Raw genomic sequence first — 26,795 nt, 5'->3', positions numbered from 1 at the left:
AAAATCAAATGGTATATTCGCATAAGCAAATCTTATGAAAATATTCAAGAAGAATGATAAAAGATTAATCAGATCATGGTCCATGTACGATTGGGCCAATTCTGCCTATAATCTGGTCATAAACTCCACCATTTTTCCAGTATATTATACGGCCATCACAAAAAATCCGGAAACCAATGACACGGTTTCCTTTTTTGGTATTGAGGTCATTAATACTGCACTATCCAATTTCGCACTTTCCATTGCTTATTTATTGATGGCTTTAGGCTTGCCGTTTATTTCAGCATATTCTGATGCGGCAGGAAAGCGTAAGTTCTTCATGAAGCTCTTTACCTATATCGGTGCCATTGCCTGCATGGGATTGTTTTTCTTTAAGATAAATACCTTGGAATGGGGGATCTTCTGCTATGCAATAGCTGCTATGGGCTATATTGGCGGAGTAGCCTTCAATAATTCCTACCTGCCTATTATTGCTACGCCAGATCAGCAGGATAGGGTCAGTGCACAGGGATTTGCCTATGGCTATGTTGGATGTGTGACACTTCAGATCATTTGTTTCGTGTTTATTTTTAAACCAGAGTGGTTTGGGATCAGCGATGCTTCTTTCCCTGCAAGATTTTCATTTCTATTGGTGGGACTTTGGTGGTTGCTGTTCGCACAGATTCCATTCCGATTCTTGCCAAGAAATAGACCTACTGTAGGTTCTGAGCGCTTGCCTTTCTTTACGAAAGTGAAGAAGGAATTCAGCAGTGTATTGGGACAAATAAAACAGATCGAAGCCATCAAGACCTTTTTACCGGCCTATTTTTTCTATTCCATGGGAATTCAGACGCTATTGATCGTTGCTGCGGCATTTGGAGAAAAAGTGTTGAATTTAGGTGCAAGTAAACTGATTGCATCCATTTTATTGATACAGATCGTAGCAATTGGTGGGGCATACATCATGTCTGTTGCAGCCAAAAGGTTTGGAAACATCAAGGTTTTGCTTGTTGTGGTGTTCTTTTGGATACTGATTTGCTGTGCCTCATTCTATATGACTACGGAATATCAATTTTACGGAATGGCCTTTGCTGTAGGATTATTGATGGGAGGGATACAGTCCTTGTCTAGGTCGACCTATTCTAAGCTTATCCCAGAACATATTGAAGATACCACATCCTTCTTTAGTTTCTATGATGTTTCGGAGAAGGTAGCCATAGTGATCGGCTTATTCAGCTTTGGTATCATTGAACAGATCACGCAAAACATTCGATATTCGGCATTGTTCCTGTCTGTATATTTTATCATCGGGTTTTTGTTGTTGTTTCGTGTTTTAAAATTTAATAAATTACAGATTATTGAAAGCGATTAATGCATAAAGTAGAGTTATTTATCCCTTGTTTTATTGATCAATTATATCCTGAAACAGCCTTTAACACCGTGAAACTATTGGAGAAGGCAGGTTGCAAGGTCATATACAATACCGATCAGACCTGTTGTGGACAACCAGCATATAATGCCGGATTTTGGGATGATGCCAAGAAAATTGGCCAGAAGTTCCTGAATGACTTTCATGAAGAACATCCCATCGTCAGTCCATCGGCATCCTGTGTGGGAATGGTTAGGGGAGGTTATGATGATCTTTTTACCAATTCCATTGAGCACAATAAGTGCAGGGCCATACAGCGCAATATTTTTGAAATCAGTGATTTCTTGGTCAATGTTTTGCAGAAGGAATACTTCGGGGCAGAATTAGTCGGGACAGCGGTCTATCATGATTCCTGTTCTGCATTACGGGAGTGCAAGATCAAGGATGAACCAAGGCGCTTATTAAGCCATGTAGGTGGATTGGATATCGTAGAAATGAGAGATCAGGAAACATGCTGCGGTTTCGGTGGTACCTTTGCGGTTAAATTTGAAGGAATATCGACGGCCATGGCGGAACAGAAAGTTCAAAACGCCCTGGATGTCAAGGCGGATTATATTATATCTACTGATTCGTCCTGCTTATTGCAATTGCAGGCTTATATTGAAAAAAATCAACTTCCCATTAAGACCATGCATCTTGTCGATGTATTGACTTCTGGATGGGCTAATATCTAATAACTTTATATAACAAAATCATGAGTTCAAGAAGAGAGTTTTTAAGAAACTTAGGTCTAGTAACAGCTGGAGTAACATTAGCACCTTCGCTAGATGTATTCGCTGCTAAGAAAGACTGGTTTCAAATTTCATTAGCGGAATGGTCTTTACATAAAAAACTATTCAAAGGGGATTTGAAAAATATTGATTTTCCTGAGTATACAGCAAAAAACTTTGGTATCCATGGAGTTGAATATGTAAATCAATTCTTCAAGGATAAAGCTAAGGATATGACTTACTTAAAAGATTTGAATAACCGTGCTAAGGACAATGGCGTGAAAAACGTATTGATCATGGTGGACGGGGAAGGAAGTCTAGGAGATCGTGATGAAACTAAACGCAAGCAGGCTGTAGAGAACCATTACAAATGGATCGATGCCGCTAATTTCCTAGGATGTCATGCCATCCGTGTAAATGCTGCGGGTGAAGGAACTAAAGAAGAAGTTAAGGAACAAGTGGTTAAAAGCTTGTCTACCTTAGCTGATTATGGAAAAAAAGGTAAGATATCTGTAGTCGTTGAAAATCATGGTGGAATTTCTTCCCACGGTGATTGGTTGGCAGATGTATTGAAAACTGTAGGTAAGAAAAACTGTGGTAGTTTACCAGATTTCGGTAACTTCTATGAGTACGACCGCTATCAAGGGGTTAAGGACTTAATGCCGTATGCTAAAGGCGTAAGTGCTAAATCTCATGCTTTCGATGCGAATGGTAATGATACGGGAATCGACTATGCCAAAATGATGCAGATCGTTAAATCCGCTGGCTACAATGGTTATGTAGGTATCGAATTTGAAGGTGATAAGATTTCTGAAGACGAAGGAATCAAATTAACAAAGGCTTTATTGGAGAAATTCAAATAATAGTCAAGAATATGATAGAAAGAGGCAAGGATTTATATTCTTGCCTCTTTTTTATTTGATTTAACCAATTCCATATTTTGTCGTAGCATCGTAATAAATTGTTTACACAACTATTTTATTTTTTATTTTCCGAGAATTCGCTGTTACTGCCTTTTGATTTTGATTGAAATTCTAAAAACAAGAAAAATAAATTTATTTCTAAAAAAGTATAGATTCTTTACCTTTTTTACGCTCTAATTTGTGTTGCGTTTCAAAAATATCAACAGAAGGATTGTTTTCATTTAAATCTTTCATTAAAAAAATTAATAGGACTTTAGTGGATTGATTAAACTTTTGGCTGAAATTGATATCTTAACAATTGAATGTTAAATACCGATAGGCCTGTTAACTTAGTATTAATTGTAAATAAAAATTTGTTAATTTGCTATCCGTAAAAAATATTGTTCTAAAAAAATCTTAATTAACGTAAATATCAATAACCGATGAATCAAGAAAAAGACCAAGAGTTGGTCCAGCACCTTGCCAAACAAGGAGTTGACGACAAAATGGTAATGGGACATCCTGCAAGTCTATTTGTCCTATTCTTTACTGAGATGTGGGAGCGTTTCAGTTATTACGGAATGAGAGCCCTTCTGACCGTATTCCTAATCACTGAAATTTCTAAGCAAGGCTGGGGATGGAGCAATAAAGAAGCCATGGAATTGTATGCTTGGTATACAGGCTTGGTTTATTTGACACCATTAATAGGAGGGATGATTGCCGATAAGTTGACCGGTTACCGTAAAGCCATCCTTTTAGGTGCCTTAATCATGACCCTAGGTCATGCCTCAATGGCTCTCGAAGGGACTTCGCAATCCTTTTTCTATGTCGGACTTGTCTTGATGATCTTAGGTAATGGTCTATTCAAACCAAATATTTCATCCATGGTAGGTCAGTTATATCCAGATACATCTGCGAAAAAAGATGCAGGTTATACAATTTTCTACATGGGTATTAACTCAGGTGCATTCTTAGGAATGTTATTATGTGGTTATATCGGTGAAAAAGAGGGTTGGCATTACGGATTTGGATTAGCTGGGGTATTTATGTTCTTCGGTATGATCCAATTCTATTTCGCGCAAAAGATCTTTGGTGTAATCGGTGAAAAACCAGGTACTGTTCATTCACCAGAAGAACATGTCCACAACATTCAGGAAGAAGACCATACGCCTAAAAACGTGGTTAGAGACCGTTTGGTAGTGGTAGCCGTATTGATGATTGCCAGTATCTTTTTCTTCTTTGCCTTTGAGCAAGCCGGTGGATCGATGACCATTTTTGCAAAGAACTACACCCAACGTGTCCTTGATGGGGATACCGGTGAGATCTTTAAATGGGTAGATGCAGCCTTGACCATATTCCCGATCCTGATCGTAACATATGTCCTTTTCAAATTATCACAACAGATTTTCAGCAAGTATCCTTTGACCGTAATTTTTACAGCCATCTCTTTTGCTATCATCTGGGCATTGGGTATTTGGAAAGTGAATAAGGAATTCTCTGTTGAAACGACAGAAGTTACAGTTTCTTGGTTCCAGATCTTGAACTCCTTCTTTATTATCACGCTTGCTTCTTCCTTTTCTAAATTATGGGAAAAGGTATGGAATCCTTCAGGTCCAGTGAAGTTTGCTTTCGGATTGATCTTGGTAGCCGTAGGTTTCCTTGCTTTGGCATATGGATCGATGTCTATCCCTTCAGGTGCGCAGACAGCCTCAGTGAGCATGATCTGGTTAATCTTGGCCTATTTCTTTCATACAACTGGAGAATTATGTGTATCGCCGGTAGGTCTTTCTTATGTAAGTAAGCTTTCGCCTAAGAAATTTGCTGGTTTGTTATTTGGATTATGGTTCACTGCCTCTGCGATTGCAAACTTTATCGCAGGTATGACCGGTTCATTTATTGATAAGATTACCGAAACTTACTCGATGACAGTTTTCTTCTTGATCATCGCAGCTCTTCCTATATTGGTTGCTATCCTATTGTTGATCTTTAATGGTAAATTAAAGAAAATGATGCACGGCATCCACTAATTGAAGATTTTAATTCATTTTGAATAATTTTTGAAACAAATATAAAAAGCCGAATCCTAACAACATTCGGCTTTTTTCATTCAAAATAATAGACCCTTAGAGGCCTTAAGAAAATTTAACCTTAGCATTGAATCCTAAGGAATCCTGAAAGTTTTTTTATTTTTACAAATTCAAACTTAGCGTTTGATTGAAATTACAGTTTATGAGTCAAGCTTCAGATGCTTCTTTTTCAGAAGAATTAGAAAAACAGGGAATCGATGGAAGCCTTGTATTAGGTCACCCATCAGGTTTATTTGTTTTGTTTTTCACAGAAATGTGGGAGCGTTTTTCCTTCTACGGAATGCGCGTGTTACTTATCAATTTTTTAACCAGTGCAATTATTTCAGGTAGTCCATTTTCCGGATGGGGTTGGGATCCAGTCCAAGCCGGTGCATTATATGGTACCTATGCCATGTTGCTGTATATCTCACCCATATTTGGTGGTATTTTAGCCGATAAGTATTTGGGGTATCGATATGCCATCGTTATCGGGGCTGCCATCATGACCCTAGGGCACCTGTTCATGGCTTTTGATACGCCGCTGTTTCTTTATCTAGGTCTCGGAGCATTGGTTGTCGGTACGGGATTCTTTAAGCCGAATATGACCTCCATATTATCCGAGATGTACAAGAAGTTCCCTCAGAAGAAAGATGCTGCCTACACCATATTCTATATGGGGGTGAATTCAGGCGCTTTCTTTGGTATGATGCTTTGTGGTTATTTAGGGGAAAAGGTCGGTTGGCATTGGGGTTTTGGTTTAGCAGGTATCTTTATGTTTTTAGGAACATTACAGTTCTGGTATGCCAAGCCAATCTTCGGAAAGGTTGGAGATAAGCCAACGGCAGAGATAAAAGCTGAAAAAGCTGAAGCTGCAGCCTTGGCAAATCCAGATGATAAACCAAATCCATTTACAAAATTAGATATCTTCCTGATTGTTATCATGACCATCCTAGGATTGGGTTATGCATTCAATGACCCACTATCTAAGATTTCAGGCATTGATATCTTCTCAAGTCTTCAGATGGGATCTATGGCTGGCCAAAATGTTGCCATATTTGCAGCATTGATCATCTTCCTGTTTGTTGTTATTTCAAGATTGTCCAGATATACAAAAGTTGTCCGAGACCGATTGATTGCTGTCATTATCTTTGCGTTCTTTGTGATCTTCTTTTGGATGTCCTTTGAGCAAGGTGCCTCTTCCTTGGTCATTTTCGCTCGGGATAGTGTCGATAGAAGTTTATCAGGAAATTCCCTGACTATTTTCAATGTGGTCAATAGCTTATTGACTATCGTTCCATTAATTTTCGTGACCTATGCGGTCACCATGCTAACCAAAAAGACTTTTGGCAAAGCACCACTTTCCAATATAGTTCAGGTGATTTGTTTTACAGCAGTATGGGGTTTAGCCTTATGGATGCTGTACCGTGAGTTCACTGCCGAATCTTCAGAGATTGCGGTTTCATGGTTCTCCATCCTGAATTCCTTCTTTATCATCACATTTGCCAATTTTGTGTCTAAAATATGGGATTCCAAATATAATCCACCAGCAACCGTAAAATACGGAATGGGCTTGATTGTCATGGCGATAGGTTTTGGTTTATTGGCCTTTGGTGCAAATGGACTTCAAGAAGGCGTAAAGGTTTCTATGGTCTGGTTGATTCTGGCCTATATGTTCCATACCCTTGGCGAGCTCTGTCTTTCACCGGTAGGTCTGTCCTATGTTTCCAAACTTGCACCAGCTAGGATGATCGGATTTATGTTCGGGATGTGGTATTTGGCATTGGCAATCGGAAATAAATTAGCGGCCATTATTGGTGGGCAGATTGAAATTATCACCAATCAGTACTCCTTGAGTACATTTTTCTTGATATTTACCATTGTGCCGATCGGAGCTGGGATTATCGTGATGTTGCTTCACCCAATCGTGAAGAAGCTGATGCATGGCGTAAAATAGAATCTTAATACAATTAATATAATGGCTACTGAGGCGCATAGAACTCTTGAGGAGATTCAAGATTTTAAAGGCAAATATCCGAAACAGATCTGGAGACTTTTCTTTTCCGAGATGTGGGAGCGATTCTGTTTTTACGGAATGCGCGGGATGTTGGTCTTCTTTATGATTACACAACTGAATTTTGGTGAAAAGGAAGCCAATCTTCAATATGGAGCTACACAGGCATTTGTTTATGCCTTTACCTTCATCGGGGGTCTCTTCGCAGACAAAATCCTAGGTTTCAGAAAATTCCTCTTTTTTGGAGGATTATTGATGATCGTGGGGTCTGTGTTACTAGCAATTGATACCCACCAATTTTTCTTCTTTGGTTTGGCCTTTATCATTATAGGTACAGGATTCTTCAAACCAAATATTTCAACCATGGTAGGGGAGCTCTATAAGGATAATGACAACCGCCGTGATGCCGGATTTTCACTGTTCTATGCAGGGATTAACCTAGGTGCATTTTTAGGTGGATACATCTGTGTTGCTATTGGAAAGGGGTACATGTTGAGTTCTGTCATTGATGAGGCTTACCGTTGGAATGTCGCTTTTGGTCTTGCTGCCTTAGGTATGTTGATCAGTTTGATCAATTTCCAATTTACCAAGCATGAGTTAGGACCGATTGGTCTGCAACCTGGACATCCAGACGCTATTGTTAAGTCTAAGCCCCTCCCAAAATGGGTGGAATATGCAGTGTATGCGAGCACCTTGATTTTCGTGCCCTTGATCCAAGTGATGGTCTCCAAAACCGAGTACACAGACTATTTTATGTATACCATTGGTCCATTGACTTTGATCTATCTTTTCTATGAGATGTCCAAAGTCGAGAAAAAGGAACGCCATAAATTGCTTGCCGCATTGATATTCATTTTATTTTCTATTGTATTCTGGGGTATTTACGAACAGAGTGGAGGTTCATTGAGCATCTTTGCCGCCAATAACCTAAATGATTCTGTGGCAGGCGGAGCTTTCCGTTTGGACCCTAATGGAGTCAATAACTCAGGTGGGGCATTCTTCATTATTATTTTGGCACCGCTGTTTGGACTGTTATGGTTGTGGTTAGCGAAAAGGAAAATCGAACCCAATACCATTATTAAATTTGGTTTAGGCTTTATCTTCCTTGGCTTGGGCTATTATGTGCTGTTCGCTACGCGTTTCTTTGCAGTTGAAGGCATGACTTCCCTAGATATCTTTACAGCGGCATTATTGGTGATTACGATAGGGGAGCTTTGTCTTTCACCAATAGGTCTATCCATCATGACCAAATTATCCCCAGCTAAACTACAAGGGATCATGATGGGAATGTGGTTTTTGGCCAGTGCCTATGGGCAATACGTTGCGGGTCTAATCGGAGCCAATATGGCCGAAGCCCGAGAAGGTGCATCTTTGATGGATAAGCTATTGACATATACCGAAGGCTATAAGCAATTGGGCTTATATTCCTTGATCGCAGGTGCAATCTTGATTATTCTATCTCCATACATTAAGAAATTAATGCATGGCGTAAATTAATATTTAATTCAACAATTAATCAAAGGCCGGGTGGGAAATCATCCGGCTTTTTTGTATGTGTTAATTAATCCTGTGTTTGGTCTCAACGGATATCGAGCGAAACCCAGATCCCGCTCGACCATCGGAATAGATCTTGGTCCATCCTCTAATCACTTGCATCCTGGTTCAATCCCCCAATATCTTCTGGTACCGAACCCAATTGTTTGAGACTAATTGCTTAACTTTACGCCATCAAAATTTAAGGTGTGTCAGATAGCATTGTAATCATTCCTACATATAACGAAAAGGAAAACATAGAACGAATCATACGAAAGGTCTTTTCATTAGAAGTAGATTTTCATATCCTTATCGTTGATGATGGATCTCCGGATGGAACTGCAAATATCGTGAAAGAACTTCAGGCTACTGAATTCGCTGATCGGCTCTTTATCGAAGAACGAAAAGGTAAATTGGGATTAGGTACAGCCTATATCCATGGGTTCAAATGGGCTTTGCAGCGTTCGTACGAATTTATCTTCGAAATGGATGCTGACTTTAGCCATAATCCAGATGACCTGATCCGTCTGCGTGAGACCTGTAAAACAGGCGCTGCCGATATGGCGATTGGTTCCCGATATATTAAGGGTGTAAATGTAGTAAATTGGCCTATGAACAGGGTTTTGATGTCTTATTTTGCATCAGCTTATGTTCGGTTGATTACCCGGATCAAAATCCAGGATGCTACAGCAGGCTTTGTTTGTTTTAGGAGAGAGGTTCTAGAAACCATACCTTTAGACAAAATAAAGTTTGTGGGTTATGCCTTTCAAATTGAAATGAAGTTCACGGCCATACAATATGGTTTCAATGTTGTGGAAATTCCTATTATTTTTACAGATAGGTCCTTAGGTACCTCAAAAATGAGCACCAAGATATTTAAAGAAGCTTTTTTTGGAGTTATCCAGATGAAAATAAATAGCTTGTTTAAGAATTACGAGAGATAATTGTTCACTAAAGATTTGTGTTCTAAGATATGAATGAAAACCTTGACCCCAATCCTGAAAGATTAACCTCGACTGATAAAGACTTGGAGAGGGTGCTTCGTCCGCAGACTTTCGAAGATTTTACCGGTCAGGCTAAGATATTGGAGAACCTTTCCATCTTTGTTAAAGCAGCTAAGCTCCGTGCCGAAGCGCTTGACCATGTACTGTTACATGGCCCTCCCGGATTAGGTAAAACTACCTTATCCCATATCATTGCCAATGAAATGGGCGTAGGGATCAAAATAACTTCAGGACCTGTATTGGATAAACCGGGCGATCTAGCTGGGCTATTGACTAATCTTGAAGAGGGAGATATTCTTTTTATTGATGAGATACACCGTTTAAGCCCCTTGGTTGAAGAATATCTGTATTCCGCAATGGAGGATTTCAAAATCGACATCATGCTCGAAACGGGTCCAAATGCACGTTCTGTGCAGATTTCTCTAAATCCTTTCACCTTAGTGGGAGCAACGACACGTTCTGGTTTATTGACAGCACCGCTACGGGCTCGTTTTGGAATCAATTCCAGGTTGCAATATTATGATTCCAAACTATTGACGGATATCGTCATGCGTTCTGCCCAGATATTAAAGGTTCCTATTTCAGAAGAAGGGGCTTATGAAATTGCCAGAAGAAGTCGAGGAACCCCGAGGATCGCCAATGCTCTTTTGAGAAGAACACGTGACTTTGCACAAATCAAAGGAAATGGATCTATTGATAAAGCCATCGCTCAATTTGCCCTTAATGCCTTGAATGTGGATGAACATGGCTTGGATGAGATGGATAATCGTATCTTAAGTACCATTATCGAAAAATTCAAAGGTGGACCTGTAGGGCTAAAAACCATTGCCACCGCCGTGGGAGAGGATGAAGGGACCATTGAAGAAGTGTATGAACCATTCTTGATCCAAGAAGGCTATATCATGCGCACTTCAAGAGGAAGGGAATGTACGGAATTAGCTTTTAAGCATTTGGGGAAGACACATTTCAATAAAGGGAATACCTTATTTTAATCCCATTTTAGCTAATCTATTTAAGATATAGGTACCTCTACTCCTTAAAGCAGGGGTATTTTCTTTTTCTAGGCTCAGTTCAATGATAAGCTTTAATTCTTTCGCAACCCATTCAAAAGAAGGGATTAACCTATACAGGATATCGAAGGCATTGACCTTTACAGCAACAGGACAATCGTTCAGGTCAATGATGGCAAAGCTCTTTGCCAGGATTATTTCTCTTTCTTTCTCAGTTAAGGTGATACTTGTATTGGATTTTGATATAAGCCACATCAATAGCTTAGTATAGCTCCTTAAACTGCTCCAATTTTTCAGGTCTCGGTAATTTATGATCAATCTTTTATAGATAGCATTAAAGTGTTCTGGGTTCTTCAACAGGATATGTTCCATTGCCCAGGCACTGCGAAAACATAAGCGGGGATTATTCTCTTCTATACTCCATTGAAGAAGTTGATCTAGGCTGATTACCTTTAAAATTTCCTTATTTAAATCAGAAGCCCCAAAATGCATTAGGGCTTCTTTAAATTTATCTTCAGTTTTTTCGCTCATATTTTACCCACTAAAATGGATCATAAAATAAGGATAAAAACTGTTTATATTAAAATGGAATTTTATTTGAGTGGTTTTTCCCGATTCATTTCCATCATATCCACCTCATTCATTTCAGAAGAGCCTAAAAGGTGCTGACTGAAGTAATCTGCCATTCTCCAAAAGAAATATTCGGTCATATCGCCAAATCCATGTCTTTGGCCTGGCAATAATAGGAAATCAAACCTTTTATTGGCTCTGATTAAAGCATCTACCATGCGGATTGAATTCGCTGGATGCACATTATTGTCAATATCCCCAGTTACGATCAGTAATTTTCCTTTTAAATTCTTTGCCAGTTCTGTGTTCCGTTGGATATTATAGCTAAAGGTGGTATCGCCTTTTGCACTGATTTCTTCTTTCACGCCGTGATGTCTTTCGCTCCACCAACGATTATAGATGTTGTTTTCATGGTTACCTGCACCAGAAACAGCCACCTTAAAGAAATCTGGGTAGACCAACATAGCAGCCGTAGACATGAAACCTCCGCCTGAATGCCCAGTAATCCCAACTTTACTGATATCTATAAACGGATATTTATCGGCTAATTGTTCAGCTGCGACCTTTTTATCTTCCAATCCATAATCGCGAAGGTTTCCATAACCATAGGTATGGTACCATTTTGAACGGGAGGGATGTCCGCCACGGTTACCTACTGAGATCACGATAAAACCCATCTGTGCCAATCTGTCGATCCTGTCCATGGATTTTCCAAAGCTTTTGTTTACTGCTTCAGTCTGTGGTCCTGGATAAACATATTCAATGATAGGATAGGTCTTGGTTGAATCAAAGTCGAATGGCCTGTACATCACGCCATATAGGTCGGTTATCCCATCTCCAGCTTTAACCTTAAATGGCTCTGGGAACTTATATCCTGCAGCGAAAAGGTTTGATAAATCGGTTTCTTCCAGTTTCATAATCAGCTGTCCGTTAGCATTATATAGGTTGCTAACTGGAGCTGTATTTACCCTAGAATAATTATCAATGAAGTAATTACTGCTTTCACTGCTCACGATCTGATGGTCGAAGTCTCCCGGGGTCAATAATTTTATCGCACCACCGCTCTTATTTACGGAGTAATAATACGAATAGTAAGGATCCATGTTTTTTTCCTTACCATTCGCCTTGAAGTACAAGGTTCCTGATTCCTCATTGTAACGGGTCAAATCGTCACAGTGGAACTCACCTTTGGTGATCTGATTGATCATTCTTCCATTTTTATCATACAGATAGAAATGTCCCCAACCATCTCTCTGGGACCAATGGATAAATTGACTGCCATTATTGACGAAATAAGGCTTTTTGATATCTTGGTAAACATTCGAACGCTCTTCTAATACCGTTCTGCTGTTTCCGTTCACATTTACGGCAACAATATCTATACGCTTCAAATCGCGACTGGATCTGGCTATATAGAATTCTTCATCGTTCCCCAACCAATAGTTGATGTAATGTTTGCCTTTGTAGCTTTCTTTTGTTCTGTCCTTATTCCAGTTGCTGATCGTTTGATTTTTGAAAGCAGCTACATTGATCTGCTTTGCTTTTAATGTGCTACTATCGAATAAATAAAGCTCAACTTCAGTTGAATCGGTTTCACCTGGCATCAGGTATTTGTAGGTTTCCAAGGTAGGGCGTTTTGCTGCTACATTGTTAATCACCCATAATGCGCTGTATTCTCGGTTATCTTTGCGAGTCAAAGTGAAATATTTTCCATTAGGTGACCAATTGATCCAAACAGGTTTTCTTTTTTTCTTCTCTTCATCCTCGGATTTCTTATCACCTGTCGTGACACTGTATTCATCCCCACCCCAGGCATAGTATTGTACACCATCTGTGGTGATCTGATGCTCAATTATCGTGGAATCCTTTTCATCTTTTTGGGCCTTTAGGTAATTGCTATAATCCATCCAATATAGATTATAGTTCTTGGCATAATAAACCCTGCTGGTATCCGGATTGAAATTTGCCCAGAACAGTTTGGTCTTTTCCTTACTGTCTTCACCTAATTCCCTTAGATTGCTGTTGCTGATGTTATATTCGAAATAATACAGTTTCTTTTTGATGGTATCTTTCTTGTTCGTCAGCTTTTGGATTTCTTCTTTTGTTTTTAGCGTATCCTTTGTGCTTTGTACTTCGAATCGAATCAGGTTTTCATTATCCATGAAACGAAGGTTCCTGATTTCTAGATGCTGTGCATCAAATGGGTTTTTGACAATGGAAGTGATTCTGGAAGCCATATCAGCATGGTCAAATAATTCAGACTTCTTTTTGGTTTTTGGATCTACCAGGTACCATTTTTTGCCAGATGGACTATTGTATTCGTACCAGAATTTATCACCAAAATTTATCCAATTGGGATTGACCTCTGTAGAGAAGATCAATTTACTAAGTTTGCTTGGTGAAAACTTAGAAGCCAATTGGTAGTTTGGTTTGGTTAAGGTAGATTTTTCTTGTCCTTGAGAAATTGTAAAACTTAGCAATAGGACAAAGGTTAAAAAATGCTTCATTTGAGTAATTTAGTCAATATTTGATTCAGCGAAAATATCCAATTATTGACCCAAAAAAGAAGCTATCATGTATTATTTTTGATAGGATTAGGCTTCGTAAAACTTTTCGTTGAAATTAACCAGGAATAGCTCTTGGGTTGCACGGGTGATGGCCGTATATAACCAGCGCATGAACTCCGTGTTCAGCATTTCATCGTTCATGTAGCCTTGGTCAACGAAAACCAATGGCCACTGTCCACCCTGGGCTTTATGACAGGTTATCGCATAAGCAAACTTGATCTGTAGGGCATTGTAATAGGGGTCTTTTTTGATGGAATCCATCCTATCTTTTTTGGCAGGAATATCCTGATAATCCTCAGCGATACTGTTATACAGTTTCTGTTGTTGCTCGTAAGGAAGATTTGGAGAATCTACATATAGACTATCCAATAAGACCCGACATCGGATTGCATCCCCTTCATTGTTGTCCATAAACTCGAGGTAGAGATCGGCAAACCTAAAGCCGTGCATCTCATGTACATTACTTACTTTCTTGATGACTGCCATATCCCCATTGGCAATAAACCCAGTGTTCTTCTCATCGTTGTCCTGTAACCAATAATAGTTATTCTTGACCACCATGATGATGTCACCACCGGTAATTTCTTCATCTCTAAAGAGGATCTGGTTTCGGATATGCTGATTATAAAGGTTTGCTGATTTATTGGAGCGGCAAATGACCATGGAGTTTTCGATGCCAAATTTATCATAGGCATAGTGCAATCCTTCAATCAGCCGCTCACCATTCATCCGAAAGATATCCTTGAAGGCTTTGGTGACAAACTGAGGATAGCTGTATTCTACAAACTCCTCATCCAATCGGATCTCATTCCTGATTTTGGTGGCATTATAGAGAATTCCTGAATTTTTGTCCTGACGGACCACATCGGTCATTTCATAGGTGAATATCTGCAAACCGAATTCTGCATTCATATATTCAGCGTCCAATGCGGGGCTCTGTTCCAAGCCTACGGGTGGCAGCTGCGCCGTATCACCAACCAGCATCAAGCAGCAATTCTCACCGGATTGCACAAACTCGATCAGGTCATGCAATAGTCCATTGGAAAACATACTATGGCCTTCATTGCTGATCATGGATGCCTCGTCAACAATAAAAAGCGTGTTTTCGTGTATGTTTTCAGCTAAACTGAACTGCATGTCCAGAGAAACCGCATTCTTCTTTCTGTAGATTTTTTTATGGATGGTCAGTGCATTCCTGCCCGAATAGGAGGACATCACCTTTGCAGCTCGTCCAGTCGGTGCCAATAATACAGATCTCTTCTGGAATTTTGGAAGCGTTTTGACCAATGCACTGATGATGCTGGTCTTTCCTGTACCTGCATAACCTTTTAGTATAAAGCATGATTCCTCAGAAAAGGTATGCAAAAATTCCCCCAGTAGGGCAAATACCTGTTCCTGCTGTTGCGTTGCTTGGTGTGAAAACTGTTGTAAAAGGCTGTTTTTTATCTGCACAACCCAAAGTTATCCAAAAGGTTGGTCAATCCAATTTTAAAAACTAATTTTGTGTTTATACCATCTGCAAAGAATGAATTATACTTCAAAACAATTTCATATTCATTATATAACGCAATACACCCTGATCGTTAAAGCAAATTATCAGTATGATAAATTATATGTTTTAGATCAAGACAATCAACTTTTGCTGTACATGAACTTTGAAAGCCATAATCCTTCTGAAGAGGCACTCAAATTATTGAGCTTACCCTTTCAAAATGTTTATGTCAGTATTCCAAGCCATAACCTGACTTTTGTACCGGATGATCTTTATCAAGAAGTAGATCTGGATAAATATCAGGAATTTATGGAGAATCCGGCTCAGGAAATGAACCGCACTTCGATCGATTTCTTGCAAATCCAGGCATTTTACCAATCGGATGTATTGTTGCAACACCGATGGAAAACACTTTTTCCTGACGCTAAATTTGTGCCTGAATTTAAACTCAATCTGCTTCAGGCCAGACAATTCATCCCTTTAAAAGGCGATGTGTTAGGTGTTGTTTTTGATGATAACTCAGCTGATATCTATCTATTTATAAATGGTCAGTTCAAGTTTTATAATACCTTCGAGATTGTAAGCGATGATGACCTGAGTTACTTTATCTTGAACATCTTCGATAACTTTGGAATTGAAGGAAAGGTTAATAAAGTCCTGTATTCCGCTATCCATGCAGACCAATCCTTTATTCAAAAACTGAGAACCTATTCTAACGAACTGATTGAAATTTCGGCAAGTAAACCAGCTGTTTCTTTAGATGATGAATCAGAGGATTACAACAAAAGCTACTTAATAGATTTACCTACATGCGAATAATAGGAGGAAAGGCTGCCGGACTGCGGTTAAACCCTCCGCAAAACCTTCCTGTAAGACCAACGACGGATATTGCAAAAGAAGCCCTGTTCAATATCTTGAACAATAGGATTGATTTTGATGGACTGGAATGCTTAGATTTATTTGCTGGAACAGGTAATATATCCTTTGAATTGGCGTCTCGAGGGGTTAAGAAGGTAAATGCTGTTGACTTGCATGGAAAATGTGTCCTATATATTACGGAGACTTCTAAAAAATTAGATCTTTCCCAGATCAAGGCCAGAAAGGCTGATGTTTTTAAGTTTATTAAAGCGGATAAGGAAAGCTATGATTTGATTTTTGCAGATCCTCCTTATGATTTAGGTCAATTGCCGATGTTGGCTTCCATGGTTCTTGAAAATAACCTCCTTAAGGATGGAGGTCTTTTGATTGTTGAACATCCTAGTAACCGCAAAATGATCGATCACCCCAATTTTGTCGAAACCAGGCAATATGGGAATTCCTCATTTAGCTTTTATTCTAAATAATTATGAAAATAGCTGTCTTTCCAGGATCCTTTGATCCTTTCACCATTGCCCATCAGGATTTAATAAAAAGAGCATTGCCTCTCTTTGATAAGATATATATTGCTATTGGTGTAAATAGTTCCAAGGTGGGAATGATGGATGTAGAAAGCCGCCGATCTTCGATTACGGACCTTTATAGAGACAATGATCAAGTGGAGGTCGAATTCTATAATGGTCTGACCGTTGATTACTGTGAATCTATTGGAGCTAATTTTATTTTAAGGGGTCTGCGAAATGGTACCGATCTCGATTACGAAAATATCATTGCTCAGAACAATTTGTTATTGGCCCCTCAGATCGAGACTTACTTTTTGGTAAGCAGGAGCGGAGAGGCTCATATTTCTTCTACTATTGTTCGCGATATCTGGAAAAACAATGGAGATATCAGTCACCTTGTACCCGATATTATCCTGCAGTATATCAAGAAATTAGATTAGGTTTATCCTGACTTTTTGTCCCTTGATTTTACCGTTAGTGCCATTTTTGACAACCTTATTGGCGACTTCTGAACGGATAGCCACATAGGAATCATGAGGTTTCACTACGATCAAACCTAAATCATCTTTGCTAATCTCGGGTAAGTTCAAGATATATCCTACGATATCGATCTTGTTGACCTTCTGTTTCTTCCCGGCATTGATCCTTAAGGTCTTAAATTCTGGTTCTTCAGGAATAGGATAGAAGCCATCCAATTCAAGGGTCTCCGCACCTTCTAGATAATGAGCTGCGCGATCCTCATCGGTCAGGATACCATATACATAGCCCTTTTGTCCATTTCTGCCTGCACGTCCGTTTCTATGGATAAATTCATCCTCCTTATAAGGGAATTGATAGTGTACCACATGGTTCATTTCAGGGATATCCAAACCTCTCGCGGCTAAATCCGTGGTCACCAAAATGTTCTGGCTGCCATTCTTGATCTTAATGATTGTCAACTCACGGACAAACTGTTCCAATCCTCCATGGTAAGGTATGCTCTCGATCCCTTTCCCTTCCAATATCTCGGAAATATTATCTACAGCTTCCCTATGGTTACAGAAAACCAAAACCCGTTCGTTCCCAATTTTACAAAGCAATTTGAACAGGGACTCCAGTTTTAATTTAGTACTGCTCATGACCCTATAGTAAGTCAGGTCTGGTCTTAAACCGTGGTTATCTACATAATCCAATTTAATTGGGTCATTCAATTCCAGGAACGCTGGAATCTCTTCCATATCTGTTGCAGATGTCAGGATCTTATGCTTCACATCTCTACATGCCCTGACGATATAGCTTAATTGGTCCTGGAATCCTAATTCCAGTGATTTATCGAATTCATCCAATACCAATGTATGGCAACCTTCCAAAAGTGCAGGAACGCGGTCGATATGATAGATGATCCTTCCGGGAGTACCGATGATCAAAGTAGGTTGCTGTTTTATTTTATCTTTCTCCAGTTGGCTGTTGTTTCCGCCATATAATAAGGCAACATTGATAGCACTGTTCATTTGCTTGATAACCGATTCGATCTGCAATGCTAGCTCACGAGTAGGCACAACGATCATGGCTTTAGTACCTTTACTGATGTTGTCACCCAATAATTTGAACAATAACAAACTAAATGCTAGTGTCTTACCAGAACCAGTAGGAGATAGGAGTACAAGGTCACGGGATGTACTGAACTCTTTTAATACCTCTTCCTGCATAGGATTTAGTGCTTCGATGTTCAGATTTTTTAGATAGGTGTTCAAATGTTGCATGGACAAAATTATCATTAATGATCGGTATTTAAGCTTCCTAAGCTAAATTGAGCAAAAAAATTATAGGTTTGATTTTTTGGCATAGGTTTTGAGTATAAGATAGTATTCATAATTTAGGTTAATAATTGGTTAGTTAAGGATTGAAATCTCCCCGATTTCAATCCTTTTTTCTTTGAGACTAATTTGACCTTATTCGAGGCATATTCCGAAAATTCGCAAAATGGATAAAATAATTTCAAACAGATGTTCGAATGTGCCCCGACTATGTCTCGAATAAGGATAAGATAGAAACTATGCAATCGACAGAATTTTATCCTCCTTTGGGAAGGTAATTGGTGAACTATTCTTTCCTTCGGTTAGCACCTAATTGTCGTCCTGACGTAGGAAGGATCTTGGAACAATGAAAACCTAAATTTAGCTATGATTGCCTTGGTGAATAGTTCCTTTACCTTCGGTTGCCACCAAATTGTCGTCCTGACGCAGGAAGGATCTCGGAACAATGAAAACCTAAATTTAGTTATGATTGCATTGGCGTACAGTTCACAATTCTTCAGTTGCCACCAAACTGTCGTCCTGACGCAGGAAGGATCTCGGAACAATGCGAACCTAAATTTAGCTATGATTGCCTTGGCGTACAGTTCACAATTCTTCAGTTGCCACCAAACTGTCGTCCTGACGCAGGAAGGATCTCGGAACAATGCGAACCTAAATTTAGCTATGATTGCATTGGCGTGCAGGTCCTGCACCTTCGGTGCAGAATGACAGTACCTATGGGGGGGGAACCGTACAGATTCTTCACTGATCGTTCAGAATTGGATATTCCAGAGAGGGATTCACGATCCTTGAAATAGTTCTGTTTAGATATTTTCGTTAACTAATGACATTGACCGATGGGGAGGTTCATTAATATCTTGCTACATCCTCTTATCCTTTCCATCCTGGTTCAAAAGCGTACAGTTCCTTAACCTTCGGTTAAGCATGACAGGATATTAGGGAGAAGAAGCGTACAGATTCTTCACTAGCCGTTCAGAATTGGAATTGAGATAGAGAGGGATTCAGAGAGAAGCGAAGAATCTATTGTTGTTAATTTTAGGAATGCTGTCATCGTGAGTAGAGCGAACGAACTTTTTTTCTTTCTTCGGGAAGATATTTGGAACAACATTTCGTTGAACAATCCGATTTTCTACATAGATGTCACCCCTTCCAGGGGTTCTCAATTTATACAAACAACAATCCTTCCGTAGGAAGTCCTTTAGCAACGGCTCATTTCCAGTGGCGGAGAGATGGAAAGAATGCCGATGCCCCGTGTGATGGGATTGGCCTTGGGATGCTTTCAAAAAATTCTCCATCAAAAGGGAGAATTTTGAAGGAAGATATCCCCGACAACAAGGCATTCTTGTCCATGTGCGGATGACTGTGCGAAAAGCCACCTTAAATGGGCCGAAGCGTTTTGGTTACTTTTGGGCTTCAAAAGTAACGGAGAATAAGTATTTTTTTCCTTAACTTAATGACATTGCCCGATGGGGTTCCTATCTCTAAATTTCAATACCCATTTTCCTATTACTTGCCTACCAATGTCATCACATTCTAATAAAAATTACATGCCTTTGTTACTTGTCCATTACCAAAAAACAAATTGCTTTACAGCTTACCCTTGATGGAATTGAATAGGATGTAGTTTTTATTGTTTTGTAATAAAACTATAAGATTTTCTTTTGGTTTATTTAAAGGAAAGAGCTTAAATTTAAAATAAATTTTCAGTAAAAATACATCAAAGATTAAAAACAGGGAAAACGATTGTAAATAAAGGCTTTACAATCGTTTTTTGATTTTTTGGTAATGATGTAAAAAGCAGAAAAAAGCGAGGTTAGGCAAAAGTAAGGTTACTAAAACGTTACTTTCAAGTATTAGAAGCAACCGCTTTAAAATACTGTATTTCAGCTTTCTGCATAGTTTTTCATATTGTTCCGTAGCTCACATAGGTTTAATTTTATCATTAAGAATTGTGAGTATGGAAACGACAAAAAAATCAACGTTTAAGGTTCTTTTCTACCTTAAAAAGAATGCCCCGAAGAAGAACGGGAAAGTTACGGTTATGTGCAGAATTACTGTAAACGGTAATCAATCTGCATTCAGCACAAAGCTGGATATTTCCGCAACAAATTGGGATTTGAAGTACGGCAGGGTTTTAGGTAAAAGCCGAGAAGCACAAGACACAAACAGCAAACTCGACAAAATCCGTTTGGGTATCGAAGAATGCTATTCCAAAATTTTAAAGAATGAGGGAGCTGTAAACAGTACCAAACTTAAAAATGCCGTTCTTGGGATGGAAAGCGGAGAACTGACCTTTTTCAAATTCTATGAACAGTTCCTTTCGGACTATGAGAAAAAGGTCAATAACGGACTTCGGGTAAATGGTACACGCAGTAAATACAAAACACTTTTAAAGCACCTGCGTAATTTTGCACTGACAAAGTACGGATATTCTGACTTATCATTCAACGATCTTACATCTGATTTTGTACAGGACTTTGATTAGTACCTGCGTGACGACCAAAGCTTGACACACAACACCATTTGGCTGTATATGATTGGATTTACTACGCTTTGCCGATTGGCAATGAGTAGAAAACATCTTGCTTTCAACCCGTTCAGCGAATACAAGAATACCAAAAAGGACAAAGATCGTGGGTATCTGCTACGGAATGAATTGGAACCGCTCGTAACCTTTAACTGCGAGAAAAAGAAAGACGAATTAGTTAAAGACTTGTTTATTTTCAGTTGCTTTACAGGTCTTTCTTATTCAGATATAAAAGGACTTAAGAATAGTAATATTCAAGATTTTTTTGACGGTAACCGATGGATTATCATACGTAGGAAAAAGACAGCCACATCGTCAAACGTGATGCTGTTGGATATTCCCAAAATGATTATTGAGAAATATGCGGGATTTTCAAAGGATGGAAAGGTATTTCCTGTACCTTCAAATACAGTCTGTAATGATAGCCTAAAGAGAATATCACAACTTATTGACTGCCTGAAAGAAAAGAAAGTAACCTTTCATTTGGCACGCCATACGTTTGCCACGCTGTTTTTGAGTGAGGGTGTTCCGCTGGAAAGTTTGAGCAAAATGTTAGGGCATAAGAATATTGCCACAACACAGATTTATGCCAAGATACTTAACGAGAAAGTTGGAAAGGATATGCAAAAGGTATCACACAAATTTAAGGGTATGGAAAGCTCTTTTGTAGCTCAACTCTGAAACATATAAAGCAATTATAGAAAGCCAACACAGTTTTTGTATTGGCTTTTTTGTATTTTAGCTGTTGAGGAAACAAATAAATATTTACAAACAATTAAAAACGAATAACTCTCGCCCACCCGAGAGTTGTGTGGTATGTTACGAAACCCTCGTCATAACAAGAAGCGAAAATAAAGACACTAAATTTGAATTAAATTGACCGTAGAAAATGGCGAAATTAGAAACGAAAAATATAAATTCACTTTGTGGAAGAAGTCAAATAGTTGACAACCCATTTCTGAGTGTTTACATAAATGACTATATCAGAAAATTTCGAAGCTATAACGAAGATGAATTTGTCATAACGATTTCAGGTCTAAATAGCTTCATTTCGCAAGATGACACTATTTTAAATCGCTTATTTGAACAGTTAAAACAAAATAAATTTACTATTGAAAACGTAGGCAATAAAAAAAATACTAATGATATTCAAATTAACTGTAGAAACGCCACAAAGAACTCATCTTACAATTTCAAATATCAGATTCAAGACATTCCAACGTTAATCGAACTTTCAGGCAAAACAGATTTACCACTAATTGGAATAATTATAACCAAGATTGTTGCACAAATAATTTGCAAAATAAAAACGCTATACAAGGCTGTAGTACTTGATTTAGATGATACTTTATGGTTTGGTACACTATCTGAAATTGGGATTGATGAAATCATGAAGAATATGAAAACTGAAAAGGGAGTTTCTTTTATTGAATTTATGAAATTTGTTAAAACGCTTGGGAATGAATTAGGTATTTTCATTGCAATCTGTTCAAGAAATGACTCTAAAGAAGTTGAATCGGCTATAAATGAATTAAGCGAAGATATTTTTCCTCTAAAAAATCAAATAGATTTTATAATTACAAATGAAAATGATAAAAGTGAAAACATCAAAATCATAGCTAATCAACTATCTATTTTACCAAGTTCTATTCTATTTATTGACGATAATCAATTAGTCAGAGATGAAGTTAAAAGCAAATTACCCGAAGTATTTGTTCCCGAATGGAATAATCACAACGAATTAGTCGCTCAATTAATTGTAGGATGTTTGTTTGAAAGAAATGAACTGTCTTTAAGTTCACAAAATAGACGGAAAGAATATAGAATAATTCAAACGGAACGCAATCAAAATTATTTACCCACATTATCAATTAAAATAATAAACGACAATAAACATATTGAATCCATAAAATTATATTCCAAATCAAACCAATTCAAATTTTCGAGTATTGACAATGATTTTCATAAAGGAGCAAAATCTGTTTATTTTGAAATACTTAGAGAAAATGGTGAAAATTTAGGAGTTTGCTCTGCAATAACATACATTATCACCAATAGCACTATGCAAATTCTTAATTGGGCTTTGAGTTGTAGATATTTTGAGATAGGAGTTGAAGAGTTTATATTAAACTTTATACAAAATATTGCTAATAAAAACAAAGTTTTTATTAATTATGTAGATTCAGGAAACAACCAAAAGGTTAATGAACTTATTTTGAAATATTCAGACGCTTTTAAAACTAACGACAAAAATGACGTGATTGAAATCATTTTTACAACAAATATTTTAGAACAAATAGCCACTAACACAAACATAATAGAATTTAAAAATGGAAAAACTTAAATTATATACATTAGGCTATACATTGTTTCAAAATGGAAATATGATAGACATTGAAAAAATGCTCAATACTTTGAAAGATTTCAAAGTATCGCATTTAGTAGATATCCGTTCTGTTCCTTACTCAAAACAATTTCCACAATGTAATGCAGACAACCTAAAATTAGCAAGTAAACATTTTTCAATTTCATATGGTCATATGCCAGAACTTGGAGCAAAGGCAAGTCCGATGCAAGATGTTTTTTCAAAAGCTTCTGATATATTTTTTGAAGACATATTTCCAATTTCAAAAAGTAATAGACCTGAAAAAACAGAACTTTTTGATTACGAAGAAATCGTTGATTTTCAAAAATTCAGAAATGATGAGTATTTCTCAGAAGGCATAAAAAGAATTGAAAAGGCATATGAAAATGAATATACTGTTGCACTTATGTGTAGCGAAAAAAGACCTGTAGATTGTCATAGATTCTTTTTTGTAAGCCAAAAGATTGAAGAGAAGTTTGGAGATTGGATTGAAGTTCTTCATATAACTAAAAACAAAAATGGAGAAATTGAAACTGTATCTAATGAAAACATAAATACAGAGTTATCCGAAGTGATATTCAATAAAACTGAAATCAAAAAATTAGATGTTTTAAATTCAAGTTTTTTTGAATCAGCTAAAATTGAGAATTACTTTGGCAACACGTTACAAGATAAAAAAAATGACTTTTGTGATAGATATTGGAATCTATTACACGGTTGGAAATTAGACAAGAACAACAATAATTTTAACGAGTATGATTAATTTATTTAGCATAGGTTTTACCCAAAAATCAGCAGAGGATTTTTTTGGATTATTAAAGAATAACAATATTGACTGCCTGATAGATGTTAGGTTAAACCCAAATGGACAATTATCAAGATTTGCCTTTGAAAAAGATTTGCCTTTTTTCTTAGACAAGTTGGCTAATGGTTGCAAATATGCTCATAGAGTGGATTTAGCACCACAAAACGAATTACTGAAAGAAGTAAGAACCAAAGGTTCTGCAATGAGCAAAGACTATAAATTATTTGAGGTAGAGTTCAACAAGTATTTAGAAAAAGAATCAAAAATTGATAATTTTGTTGAACAATTTAAAGCCTTTAAAAATGTTGCACTTCTTTGTTCAGAACATACAACAGAAAAGTGTCATCGTAGATTAGTAACTGATATGTTACTTAATAAATTCAGCAACAATATAAAATTTGGTAAACATTTGAAATGAAAAAAAAAGTATTACTATTAGCTGTTAGCTGTAAAACCGGTGGTCTATGTCCAGGAGGACTTGACTTGGACAATCCAAGCCAATGGATAAGAATAGTTAAAGACGATGGTCGTGCAGGTGCTGTGCAAGGTCACGAAATTGACTTTGCCAAACCTCTTGATATTATTGAGTTTGATGGAAGACCAATGCCTCAAGGCAAACAACAGGAAAATTGGGTGATTGATAATAATTCTGCAGAAAAGTTGGAAATAGAACTGAAGATGTTTTAGAATGGGCATATCAACAATATGGCTATAAGGGTTTTTGGGGAAATTATAGAGCATACTTAAATGAAGACGAATTTGCTGCTGTAAGTGCACCGTCAGAATCATTTATGAAAGTCTCAAATGTAAAAATTTACAAAAACAATAATGATAAGGCAAAAATTGATTTTGATTGGTCGGGTGCAAGATTCAGAATTAAGTGGGTTTCAATGACAGACCAAGACTTTTATGATAGGATTCGTGAAGGTGAAGTTACTTTTGACAATGCGTATATAATAACTTCAATCCCGAAAGAAATTGACGAATGGGTTAATCCCAATACAGGCGAAAAACAAGCATACAAATTTGTAAGTAAGATATTCAATATTTAACGTGAGAAAAACCAGAGAACACAACATGCAGTTTGGCAAAATGGCGGGTTTAGTGCAGAACTCAAGGGTAGTTCTTCGATTGAACTTTTGTACAAAACTGAACATTTTTTGCTTCGATTCCCGCCACTTCGCCAAGCTTCTAAAACGTTAAATTCCTAAACTATCCCAACGCTGATAGTTATCTTCCAATACCTTGATAATATCGCTTTCACGGAAAAGGATTTTCCGTTCGAGCTTGATAAAGGGTATCAGTCCGTCATCTCTGTACTGTTGTAACGTCCGTTTGCTGATATGCAACATCTCGCAAACCTGTTCGCCCGAAAGATAAATTTCCCCTTTTAAGAGTGGATGAAAATATTCCCTGATATACAGCAGTTCATTTTTGATACCTACCACAGCTTCGAGCAAGGCAAGCATATCCTCGTTTGAATTTCCAATGTGTTTCATTTCTTTTGCTTTTTTAATGGTCGCTCTCCCTGCATCAGTAACTCCACTTCGGACAATCTGAAATACGTTTTCCGATTGATTTGCGTTGCCCCAAGAATGCCTTTTGCCCTGTACGTCTGCAATGTTCTTTTGCTAATGTTCAGTAGTTGGCAGGCTTCCTGTTGGTCGAGCCATTTCGTTGCCTGTTGCAATGCTTTGTAGGGTGCGGTCATTTCCGCAATTAGATTGGAAACTTCCTTTACTTCCCTATGCAATGCTTTTAAAATCTGAATGTCTAAAACTGTTATTTCCATATCTGCATCATTTAAACCTCTAAAATAAAAGCTATTTACATAGGTCATTCCAATGTTGCCGTCAGAGGTAGCGTTTGGCGTTCAGATGTAAAATACTCGGCTTATATTCCCAACTTTGGCTTATTGTTTTTCTGGAGAGCTTGTTGCGGTTTGATTGCGTTGTCTGTCTTCAAGGAAGGTTTTTTGTTTTTCTGTACAATCTGACTTTTTTCATCGTTTTTGAAATCCGAAAACATAACCGTTTTTGTTGCACCTATTACGCTTTCAGGTTCGGTAGTTTGTTTTTGTTGTTCAACACGCTTGCCCCCGAACAGCTTGCCCAGACCTAAACCCTTTGTATCTTTGAATTGACGTTTAAAGTTGGTAATGAAATTGGAAATTGGGTCGCTATGCTTATCGACCTGCATAAAAGGAGTGTTCTTTTTCTTCTCAGATAGCTCGTTTTCTTTACGCTCTTTTTCGGTAATTGTTTTTTGTTTCATAGGTTCAAAATTTCCCCAATATAGAACCCAAAGGAATGTATTTTTTTCATTTGGCATTACGTGGCAGTATTTGGCTTATGTTGGCACGATATGAATAGAAAGTAATCCTTAAAACACTTTAAATTTTCCTCGCAAAGCTCTTATACATTTAAAGAGTTTTGTACGGATAAAGGAAAGCATACCAAAAACACCCCATACTTTGCCCTTACGTGTTTTTTGTATCCTTTCTTTGATTGGAATTGATAAAAAAAAGAACAAAAGATAGCAAAGATAAGGCGGACAGCCACCGCACCACCCAACCAAAAGCTTACGGCATAATAGCAGGGCCAATATGGTGGCTTCGCCCAGTTGTTGTGTGATTGCCCTGCCACCCTTC

General features: G+C 37.9%; 26 protein-coding genes. 19 read left to right on the top strand and 7 right to left on the bottom strand.

What is annotated here, in order from left to right:
- Nucleotides 1–34: 34 nt before the first annotated feature.
- The 8 genes from NLF99_RS06460 (at nucleotide 35) to ruvB (ending at nucleotide 10,626) form a co-directional block, all read left to right on the top strand.
- Nucleotides 35–1,351: an MFS transporter gene (locus NLF99_RS06460; RefSeq protein ID WP_254527247.1), complete on the top strand. Its 1,317-nt coding sequence runs from the start codon at nucleotides 35–37 to the stop codon at nucleotides 1,349–1,351.
- Nucleotides 1,351–2,082, top strand: coding sequence for a (Fe-S)-binding protein (locus NLF99_RS06455; protein WP_185212197.1), 732 nt, complete (start codon nucleotides 1,351–1,353; stop codon nucleotides 2,080–2,082). Before NLF99_RS06460 ends, NLF99_RS06455 begins: the two co-directional genes overlap by 1 nt.
- A 20-nt stretch (nucleotides 2,083–2,102) precedes the next feature.
- Nucleotides 2,103–2,981, top strand: coding sequence for a sugar phosphate isomerase/epimerase (locus tag NLF99_RS06450; RefSeq protein ID WP_185216369.1), 879 nt, complete (start codon nucleotides 2,103–2,105; stop codon nucleotides 2,979–2,981).
- Nucleotides 2,982–3,463: 482 nt separating this feature from the next.
- On the top strand, nucleotides 3,464–5,047 hold the full coding sequence (locus NLF99_RS06445; RefSeq protein WP_185216367.1) for a peptide MFS transporter: 1,584 nt from the start codon (nucleotides 3,464–3,466) through the stop codon (nucleotides 5,045–5,047).
- A 202-nt stretch (nucleotides 5,048–5,249) separates the two neighbouring features.
- On the top strand, nucleotides 5,250–7,040 hold the full coding sequence (locus tag NLF99_RS06440; protein ID WP_254527246.1) for a peptide MFS transporter: 1,791 nt from the start codon (nucleotides 5,250–5,252) through the stop codon (nucleotides 7,038–7,040).
- Nucleotides 7,041–7,061: 21 nt separating this feature from the next.
- Nucleotides 7,062–8,594 (top strand): peptide MFS transporter, encoded by a 1,533-nt coding sequence (locus NLF99_RS06435; RefSeq protein WP_254527245.1) that lies wholly within the window; start codon nucleotides 7,062–7,064, stop codon nucleotides 8,592–8,594.
- A 245-nt stretch (nucleotides 8,595–8,839) separates the two neighbouring features.
- Entirely contained in the window at nucleotides 8,840–9,574 is a 735-nt protein-coding gene (locus NLF99_RS06430; protein WP_254527244.1) for a polyprenol monophosphomannose synthase, read from the top strand.
- A 29-nt stretch (nucleotides 9,575–9,603) separates the two neighbouring features.
- Nucleotides 9,604–10,626, top strand: a complete 1,023-nt coding sequence (ruvB, locus tag NLF99_RS06425) for a Holliday junction branch migration DNA helicase RuvB (protein WP_185212191.1) — start codon at nucleotides 9,604–9,606, stop codon at nucleotides 10,624–10,626.
- On the opposite strand, the gene NLF99_RS06420 is transcribed toward ruvB, so the two are convergent.
- The 3 genes from NLF99_RS06420 to NLF99_RS06410 all read right to left on the bottom strand — a co-directional run bounded on the left by NLF99_RS06420 (nucleotide 10,618) and on the right by NLF99_RS06410 (nucleotide 15,233).
- Entirely contained in the window at nucleotides 10,618–11,175 is a 558-nt protein-coding gene (locus NLF99_RS06420; protein WP_254527243.1) for a hypothetical protein, read from the bottom strand. The genes ruvB and NLF99_RS06420 overlap by 9 nt on opposite strands.
- Nucleotides 11,176–11,237: 62 nt before the next feature.
- Nucleotides 11,238–13,721 (bottom strand): DPP IV N-terminal domain-containing protein, encoded by a 2,484-nt coding sequence (locus NLF99_RS06415; RefSeq protein ID WP_254527242.1) that lies wholly within the window; start codon nucleotides 13,719–13,721, stop codon nucleotides 11,238–11,240.
- Between the two features lie 87 nt (nucleotides 13,722–13,808).
- Entirely contained in the window at nucleotides 13,809–15,233 is a 1,425-nt protein-coding gene (locus NLF99_RS06410) for an ATP-dependent RecD-like DNA helicase (protein ID WP_254527241.1), read from the bottom strand.
- A gap of 73 nt (nucleotides 15,234–15,306) precedes the next feature.
- Between NLF99_RS06410 and NLF99_RS06405 the strand changes: the two genes are divergently transcribed.
- From NLF99_RS06405 to coaD, 3 genes are read left to right on the top strand one after another with little or no spacing between them, the layout of a single operon-like run.
- Nucleotides 15,307–16,092, top strand: coding sequence for a DUF3822 family protein (locus NLF99_RS06405; RefSeq protein ID WP_254527240.1), 786 nt, complete (start codon nucleotides 15,307–15,309; stop codon nucleotides 16,090–16,092).
- Complete coding sequence (gene rsmD, locus NLF99_RS06400) at nucleotides 16,083–16,616, top strand: 16S rRNA (guanine(966)-N(2))-methyltransferase RsmD (protein ID WP_185212186.1); 534 nt, start codon at nucleotides 16,083–16,085, stop codon at nucleotides 16,614–16,616. The genes NLF99_RS06405 and rsmD overlap by 10 nt, the downstream gene beginning before the upstream one ends.
- Nucleotides 16,617–16,618: 2 nt before the next feature.
- Nucleotides 16,619–17,092, top strand: a complete 474-nt coding sequence (coaD, locus tag NLF99_RS06395; RefSeq protein WP_185212185.1) for a pantetheine-phosphate adenylyltransferase — start codon at nucleotides 16,619–16,621, stop codon at nucleotides 17,090–17,092.
- Here coaD and NLF99_RS06390 read toward each other — a convergent pair.
- Nucleotides 17,084–18,394: a DEAD/DEAH box helicase gene (locus NLF99_RS06390; protein WP_254527239.1), complete on the bottom strand. Its 1,311-nt coding sequence runs from the start codon at nucleotides 18,392–18,394 to the stop codon at nucleotides 17,084–17,086. The two genes, coaD and NLF99_RS06390, sit on opposite strands and share 9 nt — an antisense overlap.
- Before the next feature lie 420 nt (nucleotides 18,395–18,814).
- Here NLF99_RS06390 and NLF99_RS06385 point away from each other — a divergent pair, with 420 nt between their 5' ends.
- The 8 genes from NLF99_RS06385 (at nucleotide 18,815) to NLF99_RS06350 (ending at nucleotide 25,197) form a co-directional block, all read left to right on the top strand.
- Entirely contained in the window at nucleotides 18,815–19,156 is a 342-nt protein-coding gene (locus NLF99_RS06385; protein ID WP_254527238.1) for a hypothetical protein, read from the top strand.
- A gap of 1,249 nt (nucleotides 19,157–20,405) precedes the next feature.
- Entirely contained in the window at nucleotides 20,406–20,933 is a 528-nt protein-coding gene (locus tag NLF99_RS06380) for a phage integrase SAM-like domain-containing protein (protein WP_254527237.1), read from the top strand.
- A gap of 81 nt (nucleotides 20,934–21,014) precedes the next feature.
- A complete protein-coding gene (locus tag NLF99_RS06375) occupies nucleotides 21,015–21,656 on the top strand; it encodes a site-specific integrase (protein ID WP_254527236.1) in 642 nt (213 codons plus the stop codon).
- Between the two features lie 208 nt (nucleotides 21,657–21,864).
- Nucleotides 21,865–23,319 (top strand): HAD-IIIC family phosphatase, encoded by a 1,455-nt coding sequence (locus NLF99_RS06370; protein ID WP_254527235.1) that lies wholly within the window; start codon nucleotides 21,865–21,867, stop codon nucleotides 23,317–23,319.
- On the top strand, nucleotides 23,306–24,103 hold the full coding sequence (locus tag NLF99_RS06365) for a DUF488 family protein (protein WP_254527234.1): 798 nt from the start codon (nucleotides 23,306–23,308) through the stop codon (nucleotides 24,101–24,103). Before NLF99_RS06370 ends, NLF99_RS06365 begins: the two co-directional genes overlap by 14 nt.
- A complete protein-coding gene (locus NLF99_RS06360; protein ID WP_254527233.1) occupies nucleotides 24,096–24,563 on the top strand; it encodes a DUF488 family protein in 468 nt (155 codons plus the stop codon). Before NLF99_RS06365 ends, NLF99_RS06360 begins: the two co-directional genes overlap by 8 nt.
- Nucleotides 24,560–24,832 carry a hypothetical protein gene (locus NLF99_RS06355; RefSeq protein WP_254527232.1) on the top strand — a complete coding sequence of 91 codons (273 nt, stop codon included), beginning with the start codon at nucleotides 24,560–24,562 and terminating at the stop codon, nucleotides 24,830–24,832. Before NLF99_RS06360 ends, NLF99_RS06355 begins: the two co-directional genes overlap by 4 nt.
- Nucleotides 24,833–24,936: 104 nt before the next feature.
- On the top strand, nucleotides 24,937–25,197 hold the full coding sequence (locus NLF99_RS06350) for a hypothetical protein (RefSeq protein WP_254527231.1): 261 nt from the start codon (nucleotides 24,937–24,939) through the stop codon (nucleotides 25,195–25,197).
- A 147-nt stretch (nucleotides 25,198–25,344) separates the two neighbouring features.
- On the opposite strand, the gene NLF99_RS06345 is transcribed toward NLF99_RS06350, so the two are convergent.
- From NLF99_RS06345 to NLF99_RS06335, 3 genes are all read right to left on the bottom strand, one after another.
- The gene (locus NLF99_RS06345; RefSeq protein WP_254527230.1) at nucleotides 25,345–25,644 is read right to left on the bottom strand and encodes a helix-turn-helix domain-containing protein; all 300 of its coding nucleotides are present in this window, start codon (nucleotides 25,642–25,644) and stop codon (nucleotides 25,345–25,347) included.
- Nucleotides 25,641–25,937 (bottom strand): helix-turn-helix domain-containing protein, encoded by a 297-nt coding sequence (locus tag NLF99_RS06340; RefSeq protein WP_076752779.1) that lies wholly within the window; start codon nucleotides 25,935–25,937, stop codon nucleotides 25,641–25,643. Before NLF99_RS06340 ends, NLF99_RS06345 begins: the two co-directional genes overlap by 4 nt.
- Before the next feature lie 101 nt (nucleotides 25,938–26,038).
- A complete protein-coding gene (locus NLF99_RS06335; RefSeq protein ID WP_254527229.1) occupies nucleotides 26,039–26,419 on the bottom strand; it encodes a hypothetical protein in 381 nt (126 codons plus the stop codon).
- Between the last annotated feature and the right edge of the window lie 376 nt (nucleotides 26,420–26,795).

This window comes from Sphingobacterium sp. LZ11T8, assembly GCF_024261425.1.
In the GTDB taxonomy this organism is placed as follows: domain Bacteria; phylum Bacteroidota; class Bacteroidia; order Sphingobacteriales; family Sphingobacteriaceae; genus Sphingobacterium.
This window is presented reverse-complemented; position numbering and strand designations above follow the sequence as displayed.

What these genes read in the sequence shown, in the direction of transcription:
- NLF99_RS06450 (WP_185216369.1), top strand. Translation starts at nt 2,103, where the DNA reads ATGAGTTCAAGAAGAGAGTTTTTAAGAAACTTAGGTCTAGTAACAGCT.
- NLF99_RS06360 (WP_254527233.1), top strand. Translation starts at nt 24,096, where the DNA reads ATGATTAATTTATTTAGCATAGGTTTTACCCAAAAATCAGCAGAGGAT.
- NLF99_RS06340 (WP_076752779.1), bottom strand. Translation starts at nt 25,937, where the DNA reads ATGGAAATAACAGTTTTAGACATTCAGATTTTAAAAGCATTGCATAGG.
- NLF99_RS06385 (WP_254527238.1), top strand. Translation starts at nt 18,815, where the DNA reads ATGATTGCCTTGGTGAATAGTTCCTTTACCTTCGGTTGCCACCAAATT.
- NLF99_RS06390 (WP_254527239.1), bottom strand. Translation starts at nt 18,394, where the DNA reads ATGCAACATTTGAACACCTATCTAAAAAATCTGAACATCGAAGCACTA.
- NLF99_RS06350 (WP_254527231.1), top strand. Translation starts at nt 24,937, where the DNA reads ATGAAAGTCTCAAATGTAAAAATTTACAAAAACAATAATGATAAGGCA.
- NLF99_RS06455 (WP_185212197.1), top strand. Translation starts at nt 1,351, where the DNA reads ATGCATAAAGTAGAGTTATTTATCCCTTGTTTTATTGATCAATTATAT.
- ruvB (WP_185212191.1), top strand. Translation starts at nt 9,604, where the DNA reads ATGAATGAAAACCTTGACCCCAATCCTGAAAGATTAACCTCGACTGAT.
- NLF99_RS06365 (WP_254527234.1), top strand. Translation starts at nt 23,306, where the DNA reads ATGGAAAAACTTAAATTATATACATTAGGCTATACATTGTTTCAAAAT.
- NLF99_RS06375 (WP_254527236.1), top strand. Translation starts at nt 21,015, where the DNA reads ATGAGTAGAAAACATCTTGCTTTCAACCCGTTCAGCGAATACAAGAAT.
- NLF99_RS06405 (WP_254527240.1), top strand. Translation starts at nt 15,307, where the DNA reads ATGAATTATACTTCAAAACAATTTCATATTCATTATATAACGCAATAC.
- NLF99_RS06435 (WP_254527245.1), top strand. Translation starts at nt 7,062, where the DNA reads ATGGCTACTGAGGCGCATAGAACTCTTGAGGAGATTCAAGATTTTAAA.
- NLF99_RS06415 (WP_254527242.1), bottom strand. Translation starts at nt 13,721, where the DNA reads ATGAAGCATTTTTTAACCTTTGTCCTATTGCTAAGTTTTACAATTTCT.
- rsmD (WP_185212186.1), top strand. Translation starts at nt 16,083, where the DNA reads ATGCGAATAATAGGAGGAAAGGCTGCCGGACTGCGGTTAAACCCTCCG.
- NLF99_RS06380 (WP_254527237.1), top strand. Translation starts at nt 20,406, where the DNA reads ATGGAAACGACAAAAAAATCAACGTTTAAGGTTCTTTTCTACCTTAAA.
- NLF99_RS06445 (WP_185216367.1), top strand. Translation starts at nt 3,464, where the DNA reads ATGAATCAAGAAAAAGACCAAGAGTTGGTCCAGCACCTTGCCAAACAA.
- NLF99_RS06355 (WP_254527232.1), top strand. Translation starts at nt 24,560, where the DNA reads ATGAAAAAAAAAGTATTACTATTAGCTGTTAGCTGTAAAACCGGTGGT.
- NLF99_RS06335 (WP_254527229.1), bottom strand. Translation starts at nt 26,419, where the DNA reads ATGAAACAAAAAACAATTACCGAAAAAGAGCGTAAAGAAAACGAGCTA.
- NLF99_RS06460 (WP_254527247.1), top strand. Translation starts at nt 35, where the DNA reads ATGAAAATATTCAAGAAGAATGATAAAAGATTAATCAGATCATGGTCC.
- NLF99_RS06420 (WP_254527243.1), bottom strand. Translation starts at nt 11,175, where the DNA reads ATGAGCGAAAAAACTGAAGATAAATTTAAAGAAGCCCTAATGCATTTT.
- NLF99_RS06345 (WP_254527230.1), bottom strand. Translation starts at nt 25,644, where the DNA reads ATGAAACACATTGGAAATTCAAACGAGGATATGCTTGCCTTGCTCGAA.
- coaD (WP_185212185.1), top strand. Translation starts at nt 16,619, where the DNA reads ATGAAAATAGCTGTCTTTCCAGGATCCTTTGATCCTTTCACCATTGCC.
- NLF99_RS06440 (WP_254527246.1), top strand. Translation starts at nt 5,250, where the DNA reads ATGAGTCAAGCTTCAGATGCTTCTTTTTCAGAAGAATTAGAAAAACAG.
- NLF99_RS06370 (WP_254527235.1), top strand. Translation starts at nt 21,865, where the DNA reads ATGGCGAAATTAGAAACGAAAAATATAAATTCACTTTGTGGAAGAAGT.